At 69.8% G+C, this 21,495-nt stretch carries 10 protein-coding genes; all 10 read left to right on the forward strand.

Going from position 1 to position 21,495, the window contains the following annotated elements; all coding sequences use genetic code 11:
* Positions 1–5,118 (forward strand): Ig-like domain-containing protein (locus AC1DHY_RS15595; RefSeq protein WP_476878874.1); only part of this gene is annotated, 5,118 nt, incomplete at its 5' end.
* Between the two features lie 97 nt (positions 5,119–5,215).
* On the forward strand, positions 5,216–6,187 hold the full coding sequence (locus AC1DHY_RS15600) for an AAA family ATPase (RefSeq protein ID WP_476878875.1): 972 nt from the start codon (positions 5,216–5,218) through the stop codon (positions 6,185–6,187).
* Between the two features lie 74 nt (positions 6,188–6,261).
* On the forward strand, positions 6,262–7,593 hold the full coding sequence (locus AC1DHY_RS15605; RefSeq protein ID WP_476903888.1) for a DUF58 domain-containing protein: 1,332 nt from the start codon (positions 6,262–6,264) through the stop codon (positions 7,591–7,593).
* Positions 7,590–10,151, forward strand: coding sequence for a transglutaminase-like domain-containing protein (locus AC1DHY_RS15610; protein WP_476903889.1), 2,562 nt, complete (start codon positions 7,590–7,592; stop codon positions 10,149–10,151). Before AC1DHY_RS15605 ends, AC1DHY_RS15610 begins: the two co-directional genes overlap by 4 nt.
* On the forward strand, positions 10,148–11,632 hold the full coding sequence (locus AC1DHY_RS15615; protein WP_476878878.1) for an RDD family protein: 1,485 nt from the start codon (positions 10,148–10,150) through the stop codon (positions 11,630–11,632). The genes AC1DHY_RS15610 and AC1DHY_RS15615 overlap by 4 nt, the downstream gene beginning before the upstream one ends.
* Positions 11,629–12,561, forward strand: a complete 933-nt coding sequence (locus AC1DHY_RS15620; protein WP_476878879.1) for a PP2C family protein-serine/threonine phosphatase — start codon at positions 11,629–11,631, stop codon at positions 12,559–12,561. The genes AC1DHY_RS15615 and AC1DHY_RS15620 overlap by 4 nt, the downstream gene beginning before the upstream one ends.
* On the forward strand, positions 12,548–14,377 hold the full coding sequence (locus tag AC1DHY_RS15625) for an FHA domain-containing protein (RefSeq protein WP_476903890.1): 1,830 nt from the start codon (positions 12,548–12,550) through the stop codon (positions 14,375–14,377). The genes AC1DHY_RS15620 and AC1DHY_RS15625 overlap by 14 nt, the downstream gene beginning before the upstream one ends.
* Positions 14,374–16,065 (forward strand): serine/threonine-protein kinase, encoded by a 1,692-nt coding sequence (locus AC1DHY_RS15630; RefSeq protein ID WP_476903891.1) that lies wholly within the window; start codon positions 14,374–14,376, stop codon positions 16,063–16,065. Before AC1DHY_RS15625 ends, AC1DHY_RS15630 begins: the two co-directional genes overlap by 4 nt.
* A gap of 80 nt (positions 16,066–16,145) precedes the next feature.
* On the forward strand, positions 16,146–16,850 hold the full coding sequence (locus AC1DHY_RS15635; RefSeq protein WP_476903892.1) for a hypothetical protein: 705 nt from the start codon (positions 16,146–16,148) through the stop codon (positions 16,848–16,850).
* Positions 16,847–21,292, forward strand: coding sequence for an FtsK/SpoIIIE domain-containing protein (locus AC1DHY_RS15640; protein WP_476903893.1), 4,446 nt, complete (start codon positions 16,847–16,849; stop codon positions 21,290–21,292). The genes AC1DHY_RS15635 and AC1DHY_RS15640 overlap by 4 nt, the downstream gene beginning before the upstream one ends.
* Positions 21,293–21,495 lie beyond the last annotated feature (203 nt).

Below are 21,495 nucleotides of genomic sequence, written 5' to 3' on the forward strand. Positions count from 1 at the left end.
GATAAGAACGTCGAGGTCCCGAAGGCGTCTGCGTCGCCGTCGTATGTGTTCCGGGTGAACCGGGATGTGGTGGTGCTTAATGATGTGAATTCGGGGAATGTGTGGTTGGTGAACCAGAACATGCAGCTGGTGAACAACTGGGACGACGTAATCCCCCCCAAGAACCAGTCCAACGACCAGGACAAGGAATCCGCGGACAACAACACCATCAACATCCTCCCGGACCGCACCAAGCCGAACCGGCCGCCGGAGACTAAACCCGATACCGTCGGGGTCCGCCCGGGCCGCACCACAGTGCTTAGTGTGCTGGATAACGACTCCGATCCCGACGGCGATGTCCTGACCGCCTCGGTTGCAGGCAACGGCCCCAAAGCCGGCAGCCTCCAGAGCATCTACGGCGGCACGGCCTTCCAGATCACCGTCCCGGCCGACGCGAAACCGGGCACCGAAATTTTCGGCTACAACGCCTCGGACGGCCGCGGCCTCTCCGCCAGCGGCAGCGTCACGCTCAACGTCGTCGGGCCCGATGAAAACAAACCGCCGCTGTTCAAGCGCGGCGAACCCACCACCATGCTCGTCGAGCAGGGCAAAACCGTCAGCCAGAACATCCTCACCGACTGGACCGACCCCGACGGCGACGACCTCGTCCTGATGGACGCCAAGGCGGACAACGACCAGGACCAGGTCAAAGTGCGCCGCGACGGCCTGCTCAGCTATCAGGATTCCGGCGCCGCCCCCGGCAAGAAGACCGTGACCGTCAGCGTCTGGGACGGCCGCGCGACCACCACGGGCAAGGTCATCGTCAACGTCCAGCCGCCGGGCGCCCTCCAGCCGGTGGTCAACGCGGACCACGTCACCGCCGTCGTCGGCCAGGACCTGGTCATCTCCCCGCTGAAGAACGACGTCGACCCCAACGGCGGCGCGCTGCGCCTGGCCCAGGTGGAAGCGGCCGGAACGGCGGAGCTGGGCCCCGTGACCGACGGCGGTACCTTCACCTTTCGCAGCAACACCCCCGGCCCCGTGTACCTGACCTACATTGCCAGCAACGGCCCGCAAAGCACCCAGGGCCTGATCCGCGTTGACGTGGAGTCGGGCAAGGACACCGGCGACCCCGTTGCCGTCCACGACGTCGCCCTGCTCCCGGCCGGTGGCAGCGTCCTGGTGGACCCGCTGGCCAACGACTCGGACCCCGCCGGGGGAGTGCTGGTGCTCCAGTCCGTGCAGCTGCCGGAAAATGCCACCGCCTCCGTCAGCGTGATCGACCACGCCGTGCTGCGGATCACCGACATCACCGGCACCAAGGAACCGTTTATCTTCCGGTACACCATGTCCAACGGCACCAAGTCGGCCACCGGCAGCGTCTCCGTGGTGCCCGTCCCGGCGCCCGCGGTCGTGGAGGCACCGCAGCCCAAACCCGACGAGGTCAACGTGCGTGCCGGCGACGTCGTCACCATCCCTGTCCTGGCCAACGACACCCACCCGCAGGGCGCCAAGCTCACCGTTGACCCGGTGCTGCCCCAGCCCGTGCCCGCCGCGGACGGGAAGAGCTTCGTCTCCGAAAACACCCTGCGCTTCATCGCCGGGCCGGTGCCCAAGACCGTCCGGGCCATCTACAACGCCGTCGACCCGCAGGGCCAGAAGAGCGCCGCCGCCGTCACCATCCACATCCTGCCGCTGGAAGGCGCCCAGAACTCGCGGCCGCAACCGAAGAACCTCACCGCCCGCGTGGTGGCCGGCGGCACCGTCCGGATCCCGGTGGAGCTCGACGGCATCGATCCCGACGGCGACTCGGTCCAGCTCACCGGCATTGACAGCACCCCCTCGATGGGAACCGCCACCGCCGGGAGTACCTTCATCGACTTCACCGCCGCCGGCGACGGGGCCGGAACAGATACCTTCCGCTACAAGGTGGTGGACCGGCAGGGCGCCGTCAACACCGGCACCGTCACCGTCGGCATCGCTCCGCGCGGGGAGACCAACCAGAAGCCGACCCCCGTGGACGACACCGTGTCCGTGCGGCCCGGCCGGCAGATCGCCGTCGACGCCACCGGCAACGACACCGACCCCGACGGCGACCCCATCCGGATCCTGTCCGACGGCGTCGAGGCAGCCCCTGAGTTGCAGGCCACGGTCAGCAAACAAAGCGGCCGGATAATCCTCCTGGCGCCCAACCAGGAAGGCACCGTCAACGTCCGCTACAAAGTGGCCGACGACCGCGGCGCCACGGCCCAGGCCGCCATCGCCGTCAAGGTCCAAAAAGACGTCCCGCTGCAGGCGCCGATCGCCCGGGACGACCGCGTGACCTCCGCCCAGACCCTGGGCAAGACCGCCGTCGACGTCCCGGTGCTCAAGAACGACGAAGACCCCGACGGTGTGGGCGAAAACCTCAAGGTCAGCACCGAGGCGAAGACCGCCAGGCCCGGCACGCAGGGCAACATGATCGTGGACCTGACCGAGCAGCCGCAGCTGATTCCGTACACCGTGGAGGACCTCGACGGGCAGAAATCCACGGCGATCATCTGGGTTCCCGGGATCGGCCAGCAGGTGCCCACCCTGGCCAAGGACGACGTCGTGGAAGTGGTCGCCGGACAATCGGTCACCCTGGACCTCAAGGAATGGGTCAAGGTCCGCGACGGCCGCTCGCCGCGCCTGACCCAGACGGACCGGATCAAGCTGATCGGCGCCGACGGCTCGGACCCGGTGGCCAACAACGGCACGGCCCTGAAGTACACGGCAGGCAAGGACTACGCCGGGCCCGGTTCGCTGAGCTTCGAGGTCACCGACGGCACCGGCCCGGACGACCCGGCCGGCCTGAAGTCCACCCTCAGCATCCGCACCAAGGTCCTCCCGGACCCCAACCGGAACAACCCGCCCGTCCTCCTGGGAAGCCAGGTTGACGTGCCCAAGGGTGACACATCCAGCGTGGACCTGGCCCGGCTGACCACGGACCCAGACGATGGCGACGTGCAGAACATGAAGTACGAGATCCTGGGCGAAGTCCCGGGGGGCTTCGACGCCAAAATCGAAGGCCAGGTCCTGAAGCTCTCCGCCAAGGACGGCAGCGAGGCCGGGGCCGACGGCGCCGTACAGGTCAAGGCCAAGGACCCCCGCAGCCTGGAGGCCACTGCGACTTACCGGTTCACCGTGACGGCGTCCAACCGGCCCCGGCCGGTCGCCAACGACGACCTCGAGCCGAACGCCGCCGCCGGTAAGCCGGTCACTGTCAACGTCCTTGCCAACGACGCCAATCCGTTCCCGGACTCCCCGCTGAGGATCGTGGCAGCCGCCGCCGAAACCGGCTCCGGCAACGTCGCCGTGGAGGGCGGCAATGTTGTGGTCACCCCCGCGGCCGGGTTCTCCGGCACCATGGTGGTGGCCTACACCATCGCAGACAAGACCCAGGACCCGTCCCGGCAGGCCACGGCCAGGATCCGGCTCACAGTAAAGGACCGCCCGCTGGCACCCACCACCCCACAGGCCGCCAGTGTGGGGGACGGCACCGCGCTGCTGAACTGGACCGCCCCGGCGGACCGGGGATCCCCGATCACCAAATACACGGTCTATGGCGAGGGCGGGTTCCGGCAGGACTGCCCGGCCAACTCCTGCACCCTTACCGGCCTGACCAACAACTCGAAGTACCACTTCCAGGTCACGGCGACCAACGCCATTGACGAATCCGAGCGGTCACCGGCGTCCGCCGAAGTGCGCCCTGACGTCAAGCCGGATACCCCGGCAGCACCGTCGCTGAAGTTCGGCGATCAGCAGCTGGCCGTGGCCTGGGTTGCTCCCGCATCCAAGGGCTCGCCGGTCAAGTCCTACGACCTCGAAATTTCCCCGGCCCCGCCGGGACAGAACGCCCAGATCCAGAACCTTTCATCTGTCAGCTATGTCTGGAAGGGCCTGAAGAACGGCGTCGCCTACAAGGTTCGCGTCCTGGCCCGCAACGATGCCAAGGATCCGTCGGAGTGGAGTGCCTACTCCGCCGCGGAGACGCCGGCGGGCAAGCCCGCAACGCCGGCGGCTCCGACCGCGGCGTCCGCGGGGTCCGTGGGGAACCAGAGCCAGCTTCGGGTGAACTGGACTGCACCGGACAACAACGGCGACGCAGTCTCGGCCTACACCCTCACCACGTTCCGCGGTGGCTCGCAGGTGGCCAGCCAGAAGGTCACCTCGACGTCGCAGAACGTCACGGTGGATAATTCCGAGGCCGATTACACCTTCTCCGTTTCTGCCACTAACAAGGCCGGAACGTCCGCCACGAGTGCCCGGTCAGCCGCCATCCGCGCGGCCGGCAAACCCGGAATGGTCTCCGGCGGAACGGTTAAGGAAACCGGTGCCAGCGGCCAGCTGCGGGTGACCTTCACACCCCTAAGCCAGGCACAGCGCAACGGTTCGCAGGCCAGCGAGATCCAGTACAGCTACCGGGCGGCCACGTCCGGCGGCGTGGTCAAGGCCGGTGGCATCGCCGCGGGCGGCGCCACGATCGGCGGGTTGCCCAACGGCAAGAACGTCACCATCAACATCATCGCGAGCTCCACCAAGAACAACATCGCCGGGGACGCCAAGGCTGTGGGCACGGCCAACCCCTACGGCCCGCCCAACGCGCCGGTACTCTCGCCCCAGAGTTCCACCACGCAGCAGGTGCACTGGACGTGGAACAACCCGGCCAACAACGGCCGCGCCATCCAGCGCTTCGAGATCAGCTACGAAGGCGGCGGATGGACCAGCGTTGGCCTGGCAAACCGCTACGACCGCGACACCGGGGCATGGAGTTCCACAAAGAACCTCAAGGTTCGGGCCTGCACTGTGGTCTGCGGCTCCGCGGACTCGGCCAACGCCACCAGCGGGAAGGACCCGACGCCGCCGTTGTCGCAAATCCAGGCGCATAACAGCACCTGCCCGGGCCAACCCGGCCGGAAGGACACCTACGACCCCAGTGGCCCCACCTGCGGCGCCGGCTGGGTCCGGAGCTCCGAAGGCCGGCTCAACATCAACTGCACCAAGGACATCTACGGCAACGGGACGCCCTGGTACCGGATGACCGAAGGCAGCCACCCGGGCTGGTACGTCAAGTCCACCACCGTCAACCTGTACGGCCCCAAGCCCGGTGGCTGCTGATGACCACAACCAACCCACACGCCGGATCCCACGGGGAATCCCTGCCGGCCAACCCCCAACTGCTTGACCCGAATGAACATGGAAGAGGAACCAGCGCATGACGATGACCACAGAGCAGGCCGAATGGTTTGCCGGCACCTTTGAGAAGCTCGTAGCCAACGTGGGGCAGGCCGTGCTGGGCAAGTCGCACGTCATCCGGCTGACCTTCACCGCGATGCTGGCGGAAGGCCACGTCCTCTTCGAAGACGCCCCGGGCACCGGCAAGACCTCGCTGGCCCGCGCCCTCGCCGCCACCGTGCAGGGGTCCAACAACCGCATCCAGTTCACCCCTGACCTGCTCCCGTCGGATGTCACCGGCGTGACCATCTACGACCAGAAGACGCAGAAGTTCGAGTTCCACAAGGGCCCGATCTTCAACAACATCGTCCTCGCCGACGAAATCAACCGCGCCTCACCGAAAACCCAGTCGGCGCTCCTGGAGGTCATGGAGGAGTCCCGCGTCACCGTGGACGGCGCCACCTACGAGGCAGGCCGGCCGTTTATGGTCATGGCCACGCAGAACCCGATCGAACAGGCCGGCACCTACCGCCTGCCGGAGGCGCAGCTGGACCGTTTCCTGATCAAAACCTCCATCGGCTACCCGGACCACGCGTCCACCGTGCAGTTGCTCGGCGGCGCCAACCTCAAGGACCGCTCGCGGGAAATCACCGCAGTGATCACCACCCAGGCCGTCGCCGACATGGCCGACCTCGCCGCCACCACCCACGTGGACACCGCGGTGCTCGAATACATCTCCCGGCTCTGCGAGGAGACCCGCAACGCCCCGGAGACGCGCCTGGGCGTCTCGGTCCGCGGCGCCCTGGCGATGGTCCGTGCCGCAAAGGTCTGGGCCGCCAGCCAGGGCCGGAACTTCGTCCTGCCGGATGACGTCAAGGACCTCGCCGCCGTCGTCTGGACCCACCGGCTGGTCATGGACCCGGAGGCGGAGTTCTCCGGTGCCACCGCCGACGCCGTACTGACCCGGGTGCTGGCCGACGTCGCCGCCCCGCAACAGCGGGCCGCGGTCTAACCGGAAGCTTCCGACGAGTCCACCCGCGGGGCCGCCCACCGGCCCCGCAACCATGCACGAACAAAGGCACCCATATGTCCACCAGCACTCCGTTGAACCGGCTTGCTGAACGCCTGAAGCGGCCCCTGTCCCGGGCCGGCGGGCCCGCCCGGCTGCACCCCTCGGCCGTCTGGGCCGAAGCCCGCAGCACCGCCGCCCTGGCGCTGGCCCCGGCCGGAAACGCCGTCCGCGCGCAGTACCGCCGGCACCTCCACCCGGTGCTGTCGGTGGTCAGTGTCCTCGGCTGGTCCGTCCTGGCCGCGTCCGTGCTGCTCTGGGCCGTCGGCCAGGCGTACGGCTGGCAGGAGGCCAAGGCCGCCGCGATCGCCGCGTTCGTGTTGCTGCTGCTCGCCATTGGCTTCATCCTGGGCCGCTCCTCCTACGGCGTGCTCCTGGACCTTGCCCGGACCCGGGTGGCCGTGGGGGACAGCGCCGTGGGCAGCATCGCGGTCTCCAACACCTCCGCCCGGCCGCTCCTGCCCGCCGACCTGGAACTGCCCGTCGGCGCGGCCACCGCCGTGTTCCACCTGCCCCGGATGAAACCCGGGCAGGTCCACGAGGACCTGTTCACCATCCCGACGGCCCGCCGCGCTGTGATCGTGGTGGGCCCGGTCCGTTCCGTCCGTGCCGACCCCCTGCACCTGCTCCGCCGCCAGGTGCTCTGGACCGAACCCGAGGACCTCTACGTGCACCCCCGGACGGTGGCCCTGGCCGGGTCGGCCGCCGGCTTCATCCGTGACCTCGAGGGCATGCCCACCACGGACCTCTCCAGCGCCGACGTCTCCTTCCACGCCCTGCGCGACTACGTGCCCGGTGACGATCGCCGGCACATCCACTGGAAGACCACGGCCCGGACCAACAAGCTCATGGTGCGCCAGTTCGAGGAGACCCGCCGGTCCCACCTGGCCATCTCCCTGTCCACCAACACGGACGAATACGCCTCCGAGGAAGAATTCGAGCTGGCCGTCTCCGCCGCCGCCTCGATCGGCCTGCAGGCCATCCGCGAGCAACGGGACCTTGACGTCCTCACCCAGAAGGGGCCGCTCCGGTGCGAAACCGGCCGGAACCTGCTGGACGACATGACCCGGATCGTCGGAGCACCGCAGCGCAAGACCGCCGTGGACCTCGCCCGCACCCTCGCCGACACCGTGCCCAACGCCTCGGTGGTGTTCTTCGTGGTGGGCAGCAACGTCAGCCCCACCGAGTTGCGCTCCGCCTCGGCGTCCGTTCCGCCGGGCGTCCGCAGCCTCGCAGTCCGGATCCAGGCCGGTGCCGCCCCGGCCCGGGCCAACATCGCGGACCTGACAGTGCTCACCCTGGGCGATCTTTCCGAGCTGGCCATTGTGCTGAGGAAGGCGGCCGCATGAGCACCGCCACCGGTTTCCGTCCCCGCAACAACGCCGTGCCGCGCCGCCGTTCGGGCTTCGCCGACGGCCAGCCTGCCTGGCATTACGCGCTCGACGCCGGCGCCCTGATCGTGCTGCTGGGGCTCGGCGTCCTGGGGTTCAGCCTCAGCTTCGGCGGCGACCCGTACTATCTGGCCGCAGGCTTCGGCGGCATCCTGTTGGGCTTGGGCATCGCGGCCGCCCAAGTGCATTTCCGGCTGGGTGTGCTGATCACCACGGCCCTGACGGTTGGCGCCTACCTCGTCTTCGGCACCGCCCTGGCCGTCCCGGAGGCGTCCATCGCCGGGGTCCTTCCCACACTTGAATCGCTGCGGACCCTGCTGGTGGGCGTGATGTTCGCCTGGAAGGACATGCTCACCGTCGGCGTGCCGGTCGGCACCGCCGGCGGCACCCTGATCGTGCCGTTCCTCAGCTCCCTGCTCACCGCCCTGGCGGCCGGACTGCTGATCTGGCGGCTCAAGAGCCCCTACTGGCCGCTGCTGCCGGTCCTGGTGCTCTTTATCACCGGCATCGCCTTCAGCACCAACGCCGGCTTCCTCACTGTGGAACGCGGCATTTCGCTGACCGTGGTGGCGATCGCATGGGCCACCTTCCGCCGCGACGCCCTGCGCCGCAACGACACCCGCAAGATCTCGGTCAACCAGCCCGAGTCGGACCAGGCCACCGCCCGCACCGCCCGGCTCCGCCGGGTGGGAACGGCCGCCGCGGTGATCGCCGTCGCCGTCGGCGTCACTGCCGTCGCCTCACCGCTGGTGGCCGCCGACGACGACCGGAAGGTCCTGCGCAACACGATCGTGCCGCCGTTCGACCCGAAGGCCTACGTGACCCCGTTGGCCAGTTTCCGCAACTTCGTCAAGGACAAAAAGGACGACAACCTCTTTATGGTGAAGGGGCTGCCGAAGAACGGCAGGGTCCGGCTCGCTGCGCTCGATTCGTTCAACGGCACCAACTACAACATGGACCCGAACGGATCCGGCAGCTTCAGCAAGGTTGGTGACGCCAAGTCCATCAACACCCTCGCCGATTCGACAGGGATCGTCCCGACCAACAACTACACCCTGAACATCACCATCGAGGACTACCAGGGCTTCTTCCTCCCGGGCGGCCGCAAGACCACCGGGATCAGCTTCGCCACCGACACGGCCGGCGCCGCGTCCGGGCTGTACTTCAACTCCGGCACGGACACCGCCGTCACCACCCGCGGGCTCTCCAAGGGCGACGCGTACAGCGTGCAGGTGGCCGACCCCGCCATGCTCGAACACGGCCAGCTGACGCAGTACGACTTCGCGAAAGTCTCGCTGCCGGACCCCGCCGAGGTACCGCCGGTGGTCGACTCACAGGCCAACGACCTCGCGGCCGACGCACCCACCGCCATTGACAGGGTCCGCCAGATCGAGGCGCACTTCCAGAAAAAGGGCGCCTTCAGCAACGGCCTGATCGCCGACGGCCAGCTGCCGAGTGTCTCCGGCCACAGCGCCAACCGCATCCGCAGCCTGCTCACGGCCAAGCAGATGCTGGGCGATGACGAGCAGTATGCCGTGGCGATGTCCCTGATGCTGCGCCACCTTGGCATCCCTTCCCGGGTGGTGATGGGTTTCTACCCGGATCCCAAGAGCCCGGAAAACGGCGCCGGCGAAGTCCAGATCACCGGAAAGGACGTGCACGCGTGGGTTGAGGTGGCCTTCGACCGGGTGGGCTGGGTGTCCTTTGATCCCACCCCGCCCAAGGACAACGTGCCCATCCCGCCGGACCCGGAGAACAAGTCCAAACCCAAACCGCAGGTGCTGCAGCCGCCGCCCCCGCCGCAGGAGCCGGCCGAACTGCCGCCGGACTCCTCGCCGGACGCGCTGGACGCGGACGAGAAGAAGAACAACCCCTGGCTGTTCTGGGGCCCGCTCCTTGCCGCGATCGGCACGGCGCTGATTCCCGTCGCGGTCCTGGCGCTGCCGCTGCTGCTGATCGCGCTGCTGAAGGCCCGGCGCCGGAAGGCCCGGTTCACCGACGGCCACCCCGCGCAGCGCGTCGGCGGCGGCTGGAACGAGGTCCTCAGCCTCGCGACGGATCTCGGCGCCGGCGTGGACACCCGTGCCACCCGCCGCGAGTCCGCCGTTGTCCTCGGCGAGGCGTTCCCCGCCAGCCAGGGCACCACCACCCTGCTGGCCCACCGCGCCGATGCCGCCATCTTCGGGGCCGGACAGCCCAGCGAGGAGCAGGTCACGGAGTACTGGCAGATGGTGGACGGCTCACTGAAGGCGATGACCGGGACCGTCGGGTTCTGGCGCCGCCAGCAGGCCCGCTTCTCGCCGCGCTCCCTGCTGGCCGACGGGCGGACCGCCCTGAAGCTGCGCGGACTGCGCCCCGTGCTGCCCGGCGGCCGCCGCCGCGGCGGTACCGCTGCCGGCGACGGAAACGGGCCCGCGGCAGTTGACCCGGCCGTCTTCGGCCCAGCTAGTACAGTGGAGCCCGGTCCGGACCACGAACCGCAGCGAACAGCCAGGAAGAACCGCAACGAGCCATGACCGACGACGTCGAGCGCTGCCCGCGCTGCCACCAGCCGATCCGCCCGGGCGCCACGTTCTGCACCTCGTGCGGGGTGCCCCTGAGCAACCGTTCGGCACGCAGCGCACGGCACGGGGACGGAACACCCGGTACTATCCCGGTAGCGCCTTCCGGGCGTGATGGCACGTTCGTTCCGGTCCAGGGTCCGGCCGGAGGACGTGTCCACGGACAAGGGGGAAGTACCGTAATGCCGAACAAGCTGGAGCTGGTTCCCGCCGATGCAGGAAAGCGGCTCGGCGCCGCCGTCCTGGACTGGACCGGGCCCGTGGCGGTCCTCATTGTGTTGTTCGCCCTCGGATTCGCCGGCGTCACACAGACCCGCAGCGGCGGCTCCATCATCTACAACACCTCCTCGATGGTGCTTTTCGGCGGCCTGGGGATCGGCATCACGCTGGTCTACACGGCGGTCCAGGCCATCATGGACGGCCGGTCCGGCACCACCCTCGGCAACCGCATCGTGGGGATCCGCACCGCCGACGCCGACGGGTACGCCCCGGGCGGGGGAGCGGTGTTCCTCCGCGGCCTCATCACCGGGGCCGGTGTGCTGCTGGCCGCCCTCGCCGCCGTACTAGTGGTGCTCTTCCAGTGGTTCGGCGCCGCCCTGGTGATGCTCGGCCCGCTGGCCCTCCTCGGCGCCGGTTGGGCTGTGCTGGTGGTCGTCTCCAACACCTGGGATCCCAACAGCCGCCTCCGTGGCTGGCACGACACCGCCGCGAAGACCCTCGTCTTCGACATCAAGGCCGGCCGGAACCCGCTCACCACCGGCGGCATCCAGGGCCCGTACAGCTTTGCCCCGCTGGACCTTCCTCCCGTGCAGCAGGTGGCCTCGCCGGTGGCCGGCGCCGCCCGGCTCCAGCCGCCGACCGCCGCGGCCGGACCCGCCGCACCGCCCACCGCAGCAGCCGCCTCCTCCGCGCAGCCCGCGCCGCAGCCGTTCTCCTTCCAGCCGGCCCCGGCCGGCCCGGCCCCTTCCGCGCCCGCCCCGATCGTGGCGGCCCCGATCGTGGCGGCCCGCAGCCACGCCGTGAACAGCCGCGCCTTCAGCCCCCACCCGGACGACGACCTGGACCGCACCCAGGCCCGCGGCGACAGCGCCGTGCCCATCACCGTGGCCGTGCCGCGGATCAGGATCGACGACGGCCGCGAAGTGGAACTGGACCGGTCCCTGCTGATCGGGCGCAACCCGGCCGGCCATCCCGGCGAGGAATCGGTGCAGCTGCTGCCCGTGGCCGACCCCGGACGTTCCATTTCCAAGACCCACCTCCTGGTGCTGGCCGGCGACGGCGGCATCTGGGTGACGGACCGCAACTCCACCAACGGAAGTGCCGTCACGACGCCGGACGGTATCCGTACCGCCCTGGCAGCCGGGGAACCCACCCATGTACGCCCCGGATCCACCGTGCACTTCGGTGACCGCTCTTTCTACCTAGGACAGGCATGACATCCCAGCCGGCTTCAGTACCGCCCGCCGAGGCGCCAGCAGCGTCACCCGCCAGTACCCCCAGCCTCCGGCTCCATTACGGGTACGGCACGGACTGCGGCCTGCGCCGGGAAATGAACGAGGACTCCTACATCGCTGCCGACCCCGTCTTCGCAGTCGCTGACGGCATGGGCGGCCATGAGGCCGGCGAGGTCGCGAGCGGGATCTGCGTGCGGACCCTCGCCAACATTCCCCAGCTCGCCACGGGGGAGCGGGACGCCACCGCCGCCATCGTCCAGCAGTACCTCCTGGAGGCCGACGCCGGCATCCGCGAGGCCACCGGTTCCCGCGCCGGGACCACGCTCTCCGGCGTCGTGGTGGTCGAACAGAGGGGCACCCCCTACTGGCTGGTGTTGAACATCGGCGACTCCCGCACGTACCGGCTCAGCCAGGGCAAGCTCAACCAGGTCAGCGTGGACCACTCCGAGGTCCAGGAACTGGTGGACGCCGGCGAGATCACCAAGGCCGAGGCAGCTGTCCACCCGCGCCGCCACGTCGTAACCCGAGCGCTGGGGACCGGCGACGAGACCGAGGCCGACTACTGGCTGCTACCCGTTGAAGAGGGCGACCGGATCCTGGTGTGCTCCGACGGGCTGAACGGCGAGCTCGACGACGAGCACATCGCCCGCATCCTGGTTGATCAGGCGGACCCGCAGGCCGCCGTCGACGAACTGATCCAGGCGGCCCTGCGCAGCGGCGGCCGCGACAACGTGACCTGCATTGTGGTGGACGCGAGCAATGTGGCCCATGACAACGGCGAACAGACCGCCCCGCGCACGGCAGCCCAGGCCGAAGACGAAAACACCCTGCCGCGCACCGAGGTCCTGAACGTCGCACCCGACGGCACCCCCGTGGGGGAGACCAGCGGGGAGACCGATGGCTCCCGCTGACCGCCTGGCCGATCTCAGCTACACACCTGGGTCCTGGCTCGGCATTGTCCGGTCCGGAACGGCCGTGCTGCTGCCGCGGGACACCGACCGGACGCTGGTGGACGCGCTCTGGACACTCCTGGCCGGTGACCCGGAAATCCATGAGGTCCTGGACACCGTGACCTCGGCTTCGGGCGGCTCCCTGGCGCGGCTGCCCTGGTTCGGCATCGTGGGCCGCCGCGGGTCGCTTCAGGTCTTCCTGCGCGGCGAGATTGATCTGGACGTCCGGCTGGCCGGCGGCGACTCCGTTACGGTCAGTGGCCGGGACGTGACCACCTGGACCGAGCGGAGGTTCCCCGCCGCGGAGGGCTTCAGCGTTGCCATCCCCGCCGCGGCGCCGGGCCAGGCGTCCCCGGCCGGTGTCCTCCCGCTGGGCGAGGGGGTGGTCCTGCTGCAGGAGCTGCACAGCGTAGCCTCCGGCGCCGGACGCGTCGCCGAGGCGGTACCCGCCGCCGCAGCCGCCGCCCTGGCCCCGGACAACGTTGCCTCCGACGCCGGATCCGGTGCCGGGATCGGGGACCAGCTGCTCGCGGCGGCCGAGGCCGACATCGCCGCCGACCCGGACAGCCTCGGCAGCTCCGCGGATACGGTCCTGGAACTTCCCGCGGAGGATCTCGACGCCGGGGCCGACCTGGACGGGACCATCCAGACCCCTGCCGACGACGCGGACGCGGCAGAACCCGTGGCGCACGCAGCGGACGGCCCTGACGTGCTGGACGCGCCGGACGCCATGGTGGCCGAACCCGTCGAACCCGTCGAAACCGTCGAACAGGAACCCACCAGCAGCTACGACCACCTCTGGGAACAGACGGTCATGCGCCGCATCGAGGACGCTGCCGTCCGCGAGGACCCCGACGCCGACCCCGACGACGGTCCGCTAGCGCCGGAGCCGCAGGGAACCGACGACGCCGGCGCCGCGGCAAGCGACTCCGTCGCGTCCGCGGAACCTGCCCGTCAGGACGCCCAGGACGCCCAGGACGCCCACGACCGTCCGGAACCGGAGGCCTTCGCCCCCGAACCTTCGGTCCCGGCGCCCGGATCCGCCCCCGCGGTACCCTCCGGGCTGATCGATTCCGTGCCCTGGCACACCGGCGGCGACCGGCCTTCGCCGGCCGCCCCGCCCGCGCCGCGCACGGGCCTCGGCCCCTCAGTGCCGCCGTCGCTGTTCACCCCGCCGCCGGCGCCCGCCCCGGCTCCCTCGCCGGAGGGTCCTGCCGTGGACGCCGACCACGACGGCCAGACCATCATGAAAAGCGAGCTCGGACCCGCCGGCAACGGCGCACCCGTCCACCCGGCCGCCCCCAAGGACCCCGGAACCGGACCCATGGTGCTGGCCCGGGTCTGCCCACAGGGCCACGCGAACCCGCCCACCAACGCCACGTGCGCCTACTGCAGCCAGGCGCTGCCCGGCGACGGCGTCCAGATCCGCCGGCCGCGGCTGGGCCGGATGCGGCTCTCCACCGGAGAACTGATCGACCTGGACCAGTCGCTGATCGTTGGCCGGCAGCCGTCGGTCTCGCGCGTGCAGGGCGCCGGCATGCCCAAACTCGTCCAGGTGGCGAGCCCCGGCGGCGACATCTCCCGCTCCCACGTCGAGGTCCGGCTTGAGGGCTGGCACGTGATGCTCTGCGACCTGAAGGCAACCAACGGCACCGTGCTCCTGCGCGAAGGCCAGGCCCCGCGCCGGCTCGCCCAGGGGGAAATGGCGATCCTGTTTGACGGCGACATCGCCGAACTCGGGGACGGCATTCAGCTGCGGTTCGAGGAGCTCCTGTGAACGCCAAACGCCCCGTCGCCCCGCCGCCCACCATCCCGGGCTTCACGTACGTCAGCCTGCTCGGCTCCGGCGGATTCTCCGACGTGTACCTGTACGAACAGGACCGGCCGCGCCGCAAGGTGGCCGTCAAGGTGCTGCTCTCCGACCTCAAGACCCAGGGCGCCCGCCGCCGCTTCGAGTCCGAGGCGAACCTCATGGCGCAGCTGTCATCGCACCCCTACATCGTGACCATCTTCGAAGCGGAGATCACCGACACCGGCCACTCCTACCTGGCCATGGAGTACTGCTCCCGGCCAAGCCTCGACGTCCGCTACCGGCGCCAGCGCTTCAGCGTGGACGAGGTCCTGGCCGTCGGCATCCAGGTGGCCTCCGCGGTCGAAACCGCGCACCGCGCCGGGATCGCGCACCGCGACATCAAACCGGCCAACATCCTGGTCACGGACTACAACCGCCCGGCGCTGACCGACTTCGGCATCTCCGGCACGCTCGCCGGCGACCAGGACGAGGACGCGGGCATGTCCATCCCGTGGTCGCCGCCGGAACAGTTCAGCGACCGGCAGGTGGACGGCGTCCTGGTGGACGTCTGGGCGCTGGGCGCCACCCTGTACACCCTGCTGGCCGGCCGGTCACCGTTTGTCCTCCCCGGCGCGGACAACTCCCAGCGCGAGCTGATTTCGCGGATCACCAACCTGCCGGTGCCCAAACTGGGCCGGGCGGACGTGCCCGAATCCCTGGAACTGGCGCTGGCGACCGCCATGGCCAAAGCCCCCGCCTCCCGCTACTCCTCGGCCCACGCCTTCGCCCTGGCGTTACAGCGCATCCAGGCTGAACTGAACCTGTCCGTGACCCCGTTCGAAGTCCTTGAGGAACCGCGTGCCGACGAGCCGCACCCCGATGACACCTTCGAGGAAACCCGGGTCCGCAGCGTCGCCTCGATCGACCCCGACGCCACGGGCCATGCCCCCACCTTTCCGGCCCGCCTGCCCGCCGCCGCGCCGGACGACGCCACCACCTCCAACAACGCCACCCGCGCCAGGCCGCCGTTCGGCAGCCTTGCCCCCGGCAGCCCGGCCCCGGGGCGGGACACCGCCACCGGCCGCGATACCGTCCAGCGCCCCGCCTTCGGGGCGGCGCCCCGTCCGGCGCCCCCCGCGGGGGAGGACGACGACGTCGCGGCCACAGTCAACCGGTCCAGCCTGGCCCCGGAGGACACGGCCGCCGGCGAAACGGGGGACGCCGGGGAAGCCCCAACCGGCCACGGCCGCCGGAACCTGGTCCTCGCGATCGTCGGTGCCGCGGTCCTGGTGATCGCCGTCGTCGTCGGGATCATCGCCGGGACCACCCGCCCCGCCCCGGCCCCGCAGGCCACCGAGCAGGTCAGCAAGCCGCCGGCCGATGCCCTGGACAACGGCACCGTCCCCGACGTGACGGCACTGGCCGGACGCGCGGACAGTGCCGGCAAACTCACCTTCACCTGGAAAAACCCGCAGCCCAAGACCGGTGACCGCTATAAGTGGCGGACCTACTCGCCCACGGGCAACGGCGAATTCCAGGCCACTGCCACGGCCAAAGTCCAGGTGGCTCCCAACCCGGCCGGGGACACCTGCATCCAGGTGATGATCGTCCGCTCCGACGGCGCGTCCTCGCCCATGGAACAGGACTCCATCGCCTGTGCCAGGAAATCCTGAGCCGCCTCCCGGCACGCGGCGCAGCAGAGCACACACAGGCACAACTTCCGGCTTTCGGCCCAACAAGGAGACACGGACACATGGGGGATCTAGCAGTAGATTTCTGCGGCGAATGGCACGAACCATCCGACGAGGACATCTTTAGCATCGGCCGGGAGGGTGACCTCGAAGTCGACGACAACCCGTACCTGCACCGGCAGTTCCTGCAGATCGCCCGCTATGACGGCATCTGGTGGCTCAGCAACGTCGGCAGCATGATCTGCGCGACCGTTGCCGACGCCTCCGGCGGCATGCAGGCCTGGCTCGCCCCCGGAGCCCGGATCCCGCTGGTCTTCAGCCACACCAACGTCATCTTCACGGCCGGTCCCACCACCTACGAATTTGCCGTCCACCTCCGGACCCCCGCCTTCCGGCAGGAATCCCGCGGGGAGGAAAGCGGCGGGGACACCACCATCGGCCCCGTCGTCTTCACCGACTCCCAAAAAGCCCTGATCGTGGCCCTCGCCGAGCCGATGCTGCGCCGGGAGGGGACCGGCTTCAGTGCCATCCCGTCCTCCGCGCAGGCGGCCAAGACCCTGGGCTGGGCACTGACCCGATTCAACAGAAAGCTGGACAACGTGTGTGACAAACTCGACCGGGTAGGGGTCGCCGGACTGCGCGGCGGCGGCGGCAAACTCGCCACGAACCGGCGCGCCCGGCTGGTCGAACACGCCGTGACATCGCACCTGGTGACCGCTGCCGACCTCGTGCTCCTGGAAACCCAGCGCGGAGGGGACGACGCATGAGGATCCGGCTGACCCTGCGCCGCGACCCGGCCGAAGCGAAGGACCTCGCCGTCACCGTCGACGGCCTGGCCACCGTGGCGGACATCGCCACCGAACTGTGGGCCGCCGATCCGGCCCGGCGCGGCACCGAACCGCCGTCGAACCTCTCCCTCAGCATCGAGGAGTCCTTCGCCGCCGGCGGCCTCAAGGGCAGCGTTCTGAACCGGGAGGACAACCTGCTCGAATCCGGGCTGCGGCCGGGCTCGATCGTCGGCCTGACCCAGGTCAGCGAGCAGTTCGCCGTGCCCGGGGCAAACCGAGGACCGGCCGCGGCGACCCTCCGCGTGCTCTCCGGCCCCGACGTCGGGCGCGAATTTTCGCTGCCCTCGGGGACCAGCTACATCGGCCGTGACCGCGACGTCGACATCCGGCTCACGGACCCGCTGACCTCGAAGCGGCACGCCCGCGTCACGGTGGGGGAGACCGTGGAAATCGTGGACACCAACTCCGCCAACGGCCTGCTGATGGACGGACTCCCGGTCGGCCGTGCGACGCTGAACTCCTCGGACACCGTCACCCTCGGCGACACCACAGTCTCCGTGGTGTCCCTCGGCGGCGCCCAGGGCACGGCGCCGAGCTCACCCCTGATCGACTTCAACCGTTCGCCCCGGGTGGTGCCCCGGTTCGAACCGCACAAACGCACGCTGCCGGCCGGACCCAAACGCCAGGAACGGCACCCCTTCCCGTACATCATGATGGTGGCCCCGCTGATGATGGGTGCCGTCATTTTCGCCGTCACGCAGAGCCTGATGTCCATGGTCTTTATGCTGATGATGCCGCTGTTCATCGTGGGCCATTACGTGGACCAGAAAATGCAGGGCAAGCGCGACCGCAAGGAACAGCTCAAGGCGTTCCGCTCGGCGATGGCCGCGTTCCGCACCGATATCACCGCCCTGCAGAAAGTCGAACGCTCGGTCAGGCTGCAGGAGGCTCCGTCCGTCAGCGACACCGTGGACTCCATCTACAAACTTGGCCCGCTGCTCTGGACCCACCGGCCCGAGCACACCGGCTTCCTGGGCCTGCGCTTCGGCCTGGGCACGGCGCCGTCGCGGATCCAGTTCGAGGAACCGCAAAGCAACGAGACCGAGCCCGAGTACATGGCCGAGATCCAGGACTGCCTGGCGCAGTTCTCCAGCATCGAGGGCGTGCCGATTGTGTCCCAGCTGCGCACGGCCGGCTCCTTCGGCCTCGCCGGCCCCCGCGGCCTGGTGGATGACGTGGCCCGCGGCATGGTGCTGCAGCTGGTGGGCCTGCATTCGCCCGCAGAGGTGGTCCTGACCGGCATCACCTCGGCGCAGTCCAAGGACCGCTGGGAATGGCTTCAGTGGCTGCCGCATGCGGGGTCCGGCCACAGCCCGCTGGCCGGCGACCACCTCGCCGCCGGACCCGCCGGCGGTACGGCGCTGCTGTCCAAACTCGAGGACCTCATCGACCAGCGCGAAGCCGAGGCGAAGTCACCGCGCCCGGAACTGCGGCCCGGCCTGGCCCTCGAGGGCGGCGACGTCCCCGGACCGCAGCTGCCCACGGTCCTGCTGGTGGTCGAGGACGACGCCCCCGTGGACCGCGGACGCCTCACCAGGGTGCTCGAACGCGGGCCGGACTGCGGCATCCACGTTATGTGGGTGGCCACCTCCGTGCAGCAGCTGCCGGCCGCGTGCCGGGACTTTATGGCCGTCGACGGCGAACACGGCACCACCACGGGCCAGGTCCGGCTGGGCCGGCACACCTTCCCCGTGAGCTGTGAAAGCCTCGACGCCGGACTCGCCACCCAGCTCGCCCGGATGCTCGCGCCCGTCGTCGACGTCGGTAAGCCGCTGGAGGACGATTCCGACCTTCCCCGCGCTGTGTCCTACGCAACGCTGATCGGCAAGGACTTCCTGGACAACCCGCAGGCCGTCGCGGACCGCTGGAGCGAAAACAATTCCGTGCACAGCACCGCCAAGCCCAACCGCAAGGACAACGGCACCCTGCGAGCCCTGGTGGGTTCCAAGGGCATCGAACCGCTGTACCTGGACCTGAAGAACGAGGGTCCGCACGCCCTCGTCGGCGGCACCACCGGTGCCGGAAAGTCCGAGTTCCTGCAGTCCTGGGTGATGGGCATGGCGGCCGCGTACAGCCCGGACCGGGTGAGCTTCCTGTTCGTGGACTACAAGGGCGGCGCCGCGTTCGCGGACTGCCTGAACCTGCCGCACACCGTCGGCCTGGTCACCGACCTCTCGCCGCACCTGGTCCGCCGCGCCCTGACCTCGCTCCGGGCCGAGCTGCACCACCGCGAGAAGCTGCTCAACCGCAAAAAGGCCAAAGACCTGCTCGAACTCCAGCGGCAGGCGGACCCGGAAGCACCGCCGTACCTGATCATCATCGTGGATGAGTTCGCGGCCCTCGCCACCGAGGTGCCGGAATTCGTCGACGGCGTGGTGGACGTCGCCGCGCGCGGCCGCTCCCTCGGGCTGCACCTGATCCTCGCCACCCAGCGGCCCGCCGGCGTCATCAAGGAAAGCCTGCGCGCCAACACGAACCTGCGCGTGGCGCTGCGGATGGCCGACGTCGACGACGCGGTGGACATCCTCGGCGTCCCGACCGCAGCGTACTTCGACCCGTCCATCCCCGGCCGTGGCGCCGCGAAGACCGGACCCGGCCGGATCCAGGGTTTCCAGACCGGGTATGCCGGCGGCTGGACCACGGAGAAACCGCAACGCCCGCGGATCGACATCACCGAGATGGCGTTCGGGTCCGGTGCCCCGTGGGCGGCCCCTGCCCCCGAGGCCGCCGTCAAGGAGGAACCGGCGGGCCCCAACGACATCGCCCGGATGACGGCCAACATCATCAGGGCAGCGGACGTGCTCGCCATCGAGCCGCCGCGCAAGCCCTGGCTGGACGAGCTCGCCACCACCTACGACTTCTCCCGGCTGCCGAACCCGCGCACCGACGAGCGGCTCCTCCTGGGCGTGGCGGACGACCCCGCCCACCAGGACCAGCCCACGGTGTTCTACGAACCGGACCGGGACGGCAACATGGCCATCTACGGCACCGGCGGCTCCGGCAAGTCCGCTGCCCTGCGCGGCATCGCGATCGCCGCGGCCGTGACCCCGCGCGGCGGCCCGGTGAACGTCTACGGCATCGACTGCGGCTCCTCCGGCCTCAAGATGCTCGACGAGCTGCCGCACGTCGGCGAGATCATCAACGGCGACGACGTCGAACGCATCGGCCGGCTCCTGCGCTGGCTGCGGGACCTCGCCGAGGACCGCTCGGCCCGCTACGCCGAGGTCCGCGCCGCCACGATCGTGGAATACCGGAAGCTGGCCAACATGCCGGACGAGAAACGCATCTTCGTCCTGGTGGACGGTATGTCCGCGTTCCGCGAGGCCTACGAGTACAGCAAGCTCTCGGCCCTGTGGGACATCTTCCTGCAGCTCGCCACCGACGGCCGCCCGCTGGGCATCCACCTGGTGGTCACCGGCGACCGGCCGAACGCGGTCCCGGCGTCCCTGCTTGCCTCGATCCAGCGCCGGCTGGTGCTGCGGCTGTCCTCCGAGGATGACTACATGTCCATGGATGTGCCCAAGGATGTGCTGGGGGCCGGCACGCCGCCGGGCCGCGGCCTGCTGGGCAACCTGGAGGTCCAGCTCGCGGTCCTGGGCGGCAACTCCAACCTGGCCGTGCAGGCCCGCGAAGTGCATAAACTCCGCGAAGCCATGCTGCGCCAGGGCGTGGAACGGGCGCCGCAGATCGAACGCCTGCCCGACTCGGTGGACCTGGACGTGCTCCCCGCCGGCAGCCCGGACCTGCCGGTCATCGGCGTCGACGACGAGACCCTGCAGCCCGCCGAGATCCTCGCGAAGGGCCCGCTGCTGCTGGCCGGCCCGCCCGGTTCCGGCCGCACCGTGGCTCTGGTGACCCTCGCGTACGCCCTGCGCCGGTCCAACCCGGGCGTGGAGCTGATCTACCTCGGTGCCCGCCGCTCCGCGGCGGCCTCCCTCAAGCTCTGGGACCGTTCCCTGGTGGGGGTCGACGACGTCGACGAGGCCATCGACGAACTGATCGACTACGCGACGGGGACGCCGGGCAAGCTTGCGATCTTCATCGAGGGCCTGACCGACTTCAGCGACACGCTGGCGGAGTCCGGCATCGGCCGGCTGGTGGCGGCGTCCATCAAGGCCGATCAGTGGGTCGTGGGCGAATCCGAGACCTCCACCTGGTCCTCGGCCTGGTCGCTGGCGCAGCCGTTCAAGTCCGGACGCCGCGGCCTGCTGCTGAACCCCGGGGACATCGAGGGCGACAGCCTGCTCAGCACATCGCTGGGCCGGACCAGCGGGGACTTCATTCCCGGCCGCGGCTACATCGTGGGCCGCGGCAAGGTCCGGAAGCTGCAGGTCGCGCTCCCGCCGGAGAACCGAAACTAGCCCCGCCGCCGTACTGGCCCGGCGGCGGGATGGGGAGTGCTGCCCATCGACAGCGTTTTCCGGGGCAGGGTAGGTTCTAGGTATTGGATCTTCCGGATCAGCCGGAGGCCGTTGGGGATGCCGACAGTGATCGGGTCCGGTGAACTAAGGAGATTGTCACATGGCTATGTGGGGCGCAGATGTTACTCAGCTCAAGGCACTGG

This window comes from Arthrobacter sp. 05L44 (genome assembly GCF_056397605.1).

What these genes read in the sequence shown, in the direction of transcription:
- AC1DHY_RS15600 (WP_476878875.1), top strand. Translation starts at nt 5,216, where the DNA reads ATGACGATGACCACAGAGCAGGCCGAATGGTTTGCCGGCACCTTTGAG.
- AC1DHY_RS15605 (WP_476903888.1), top strand. Translation starts at nt 6,262, where the DNA reads ATGTCCACCAGCACTCCGTTGAACCGGCTTGCTGAACGCCTGAAGCGG.
- AC1DHY_RS15610 (WP_476903889.1), top strand. Translation starts at nt 7,590, where the DNA reads ATGAGCACCGCCACCGGTTTCCGTCCCCGCAACAACGCCGTGCCGCGC.
- AC1DHY_RS15615 (WP_476878878.1), top strand. Translation starts at nt 10,148, where the DNA reads ATGACCGACGACGTCGAGCGCTGCCCGCGCTGCCACCAGCCGATCCGC.
- AC1DHY_RS15620 (WP_476878879.1), top strand. Translation starts at nt 11,629, where the DNA reads ATGACATCCCAGCCGGCTTCAGTACCGCCCGCCGAGGCGCCAGCAGCG.
- AC1DHY_RS15625 (WP_476903890.1), top strand. Translation starts at nt 12,548, where the DNA reads ATGGCTCCCGCTGACCGCCTGGCCGATCTCAGCTACACACCTGGGTCC.
- AC1DHY_RS15635 (WP_476903892.1), top strand. Translation starts at nt 16,146, where the DNA reads ATGGGGGATCTAGCAGTAGATTTCTGCGGCGAATGGCACGAACCATCC.
- AC1DHY_RS15640 (WP_476903893.1), top strand. Translation starts at nt 16,847, where the DNA reads ATGAGGATCCGGCTGACCCTGCGCCGCGACCCGGCCGAAGCGAAGGAC.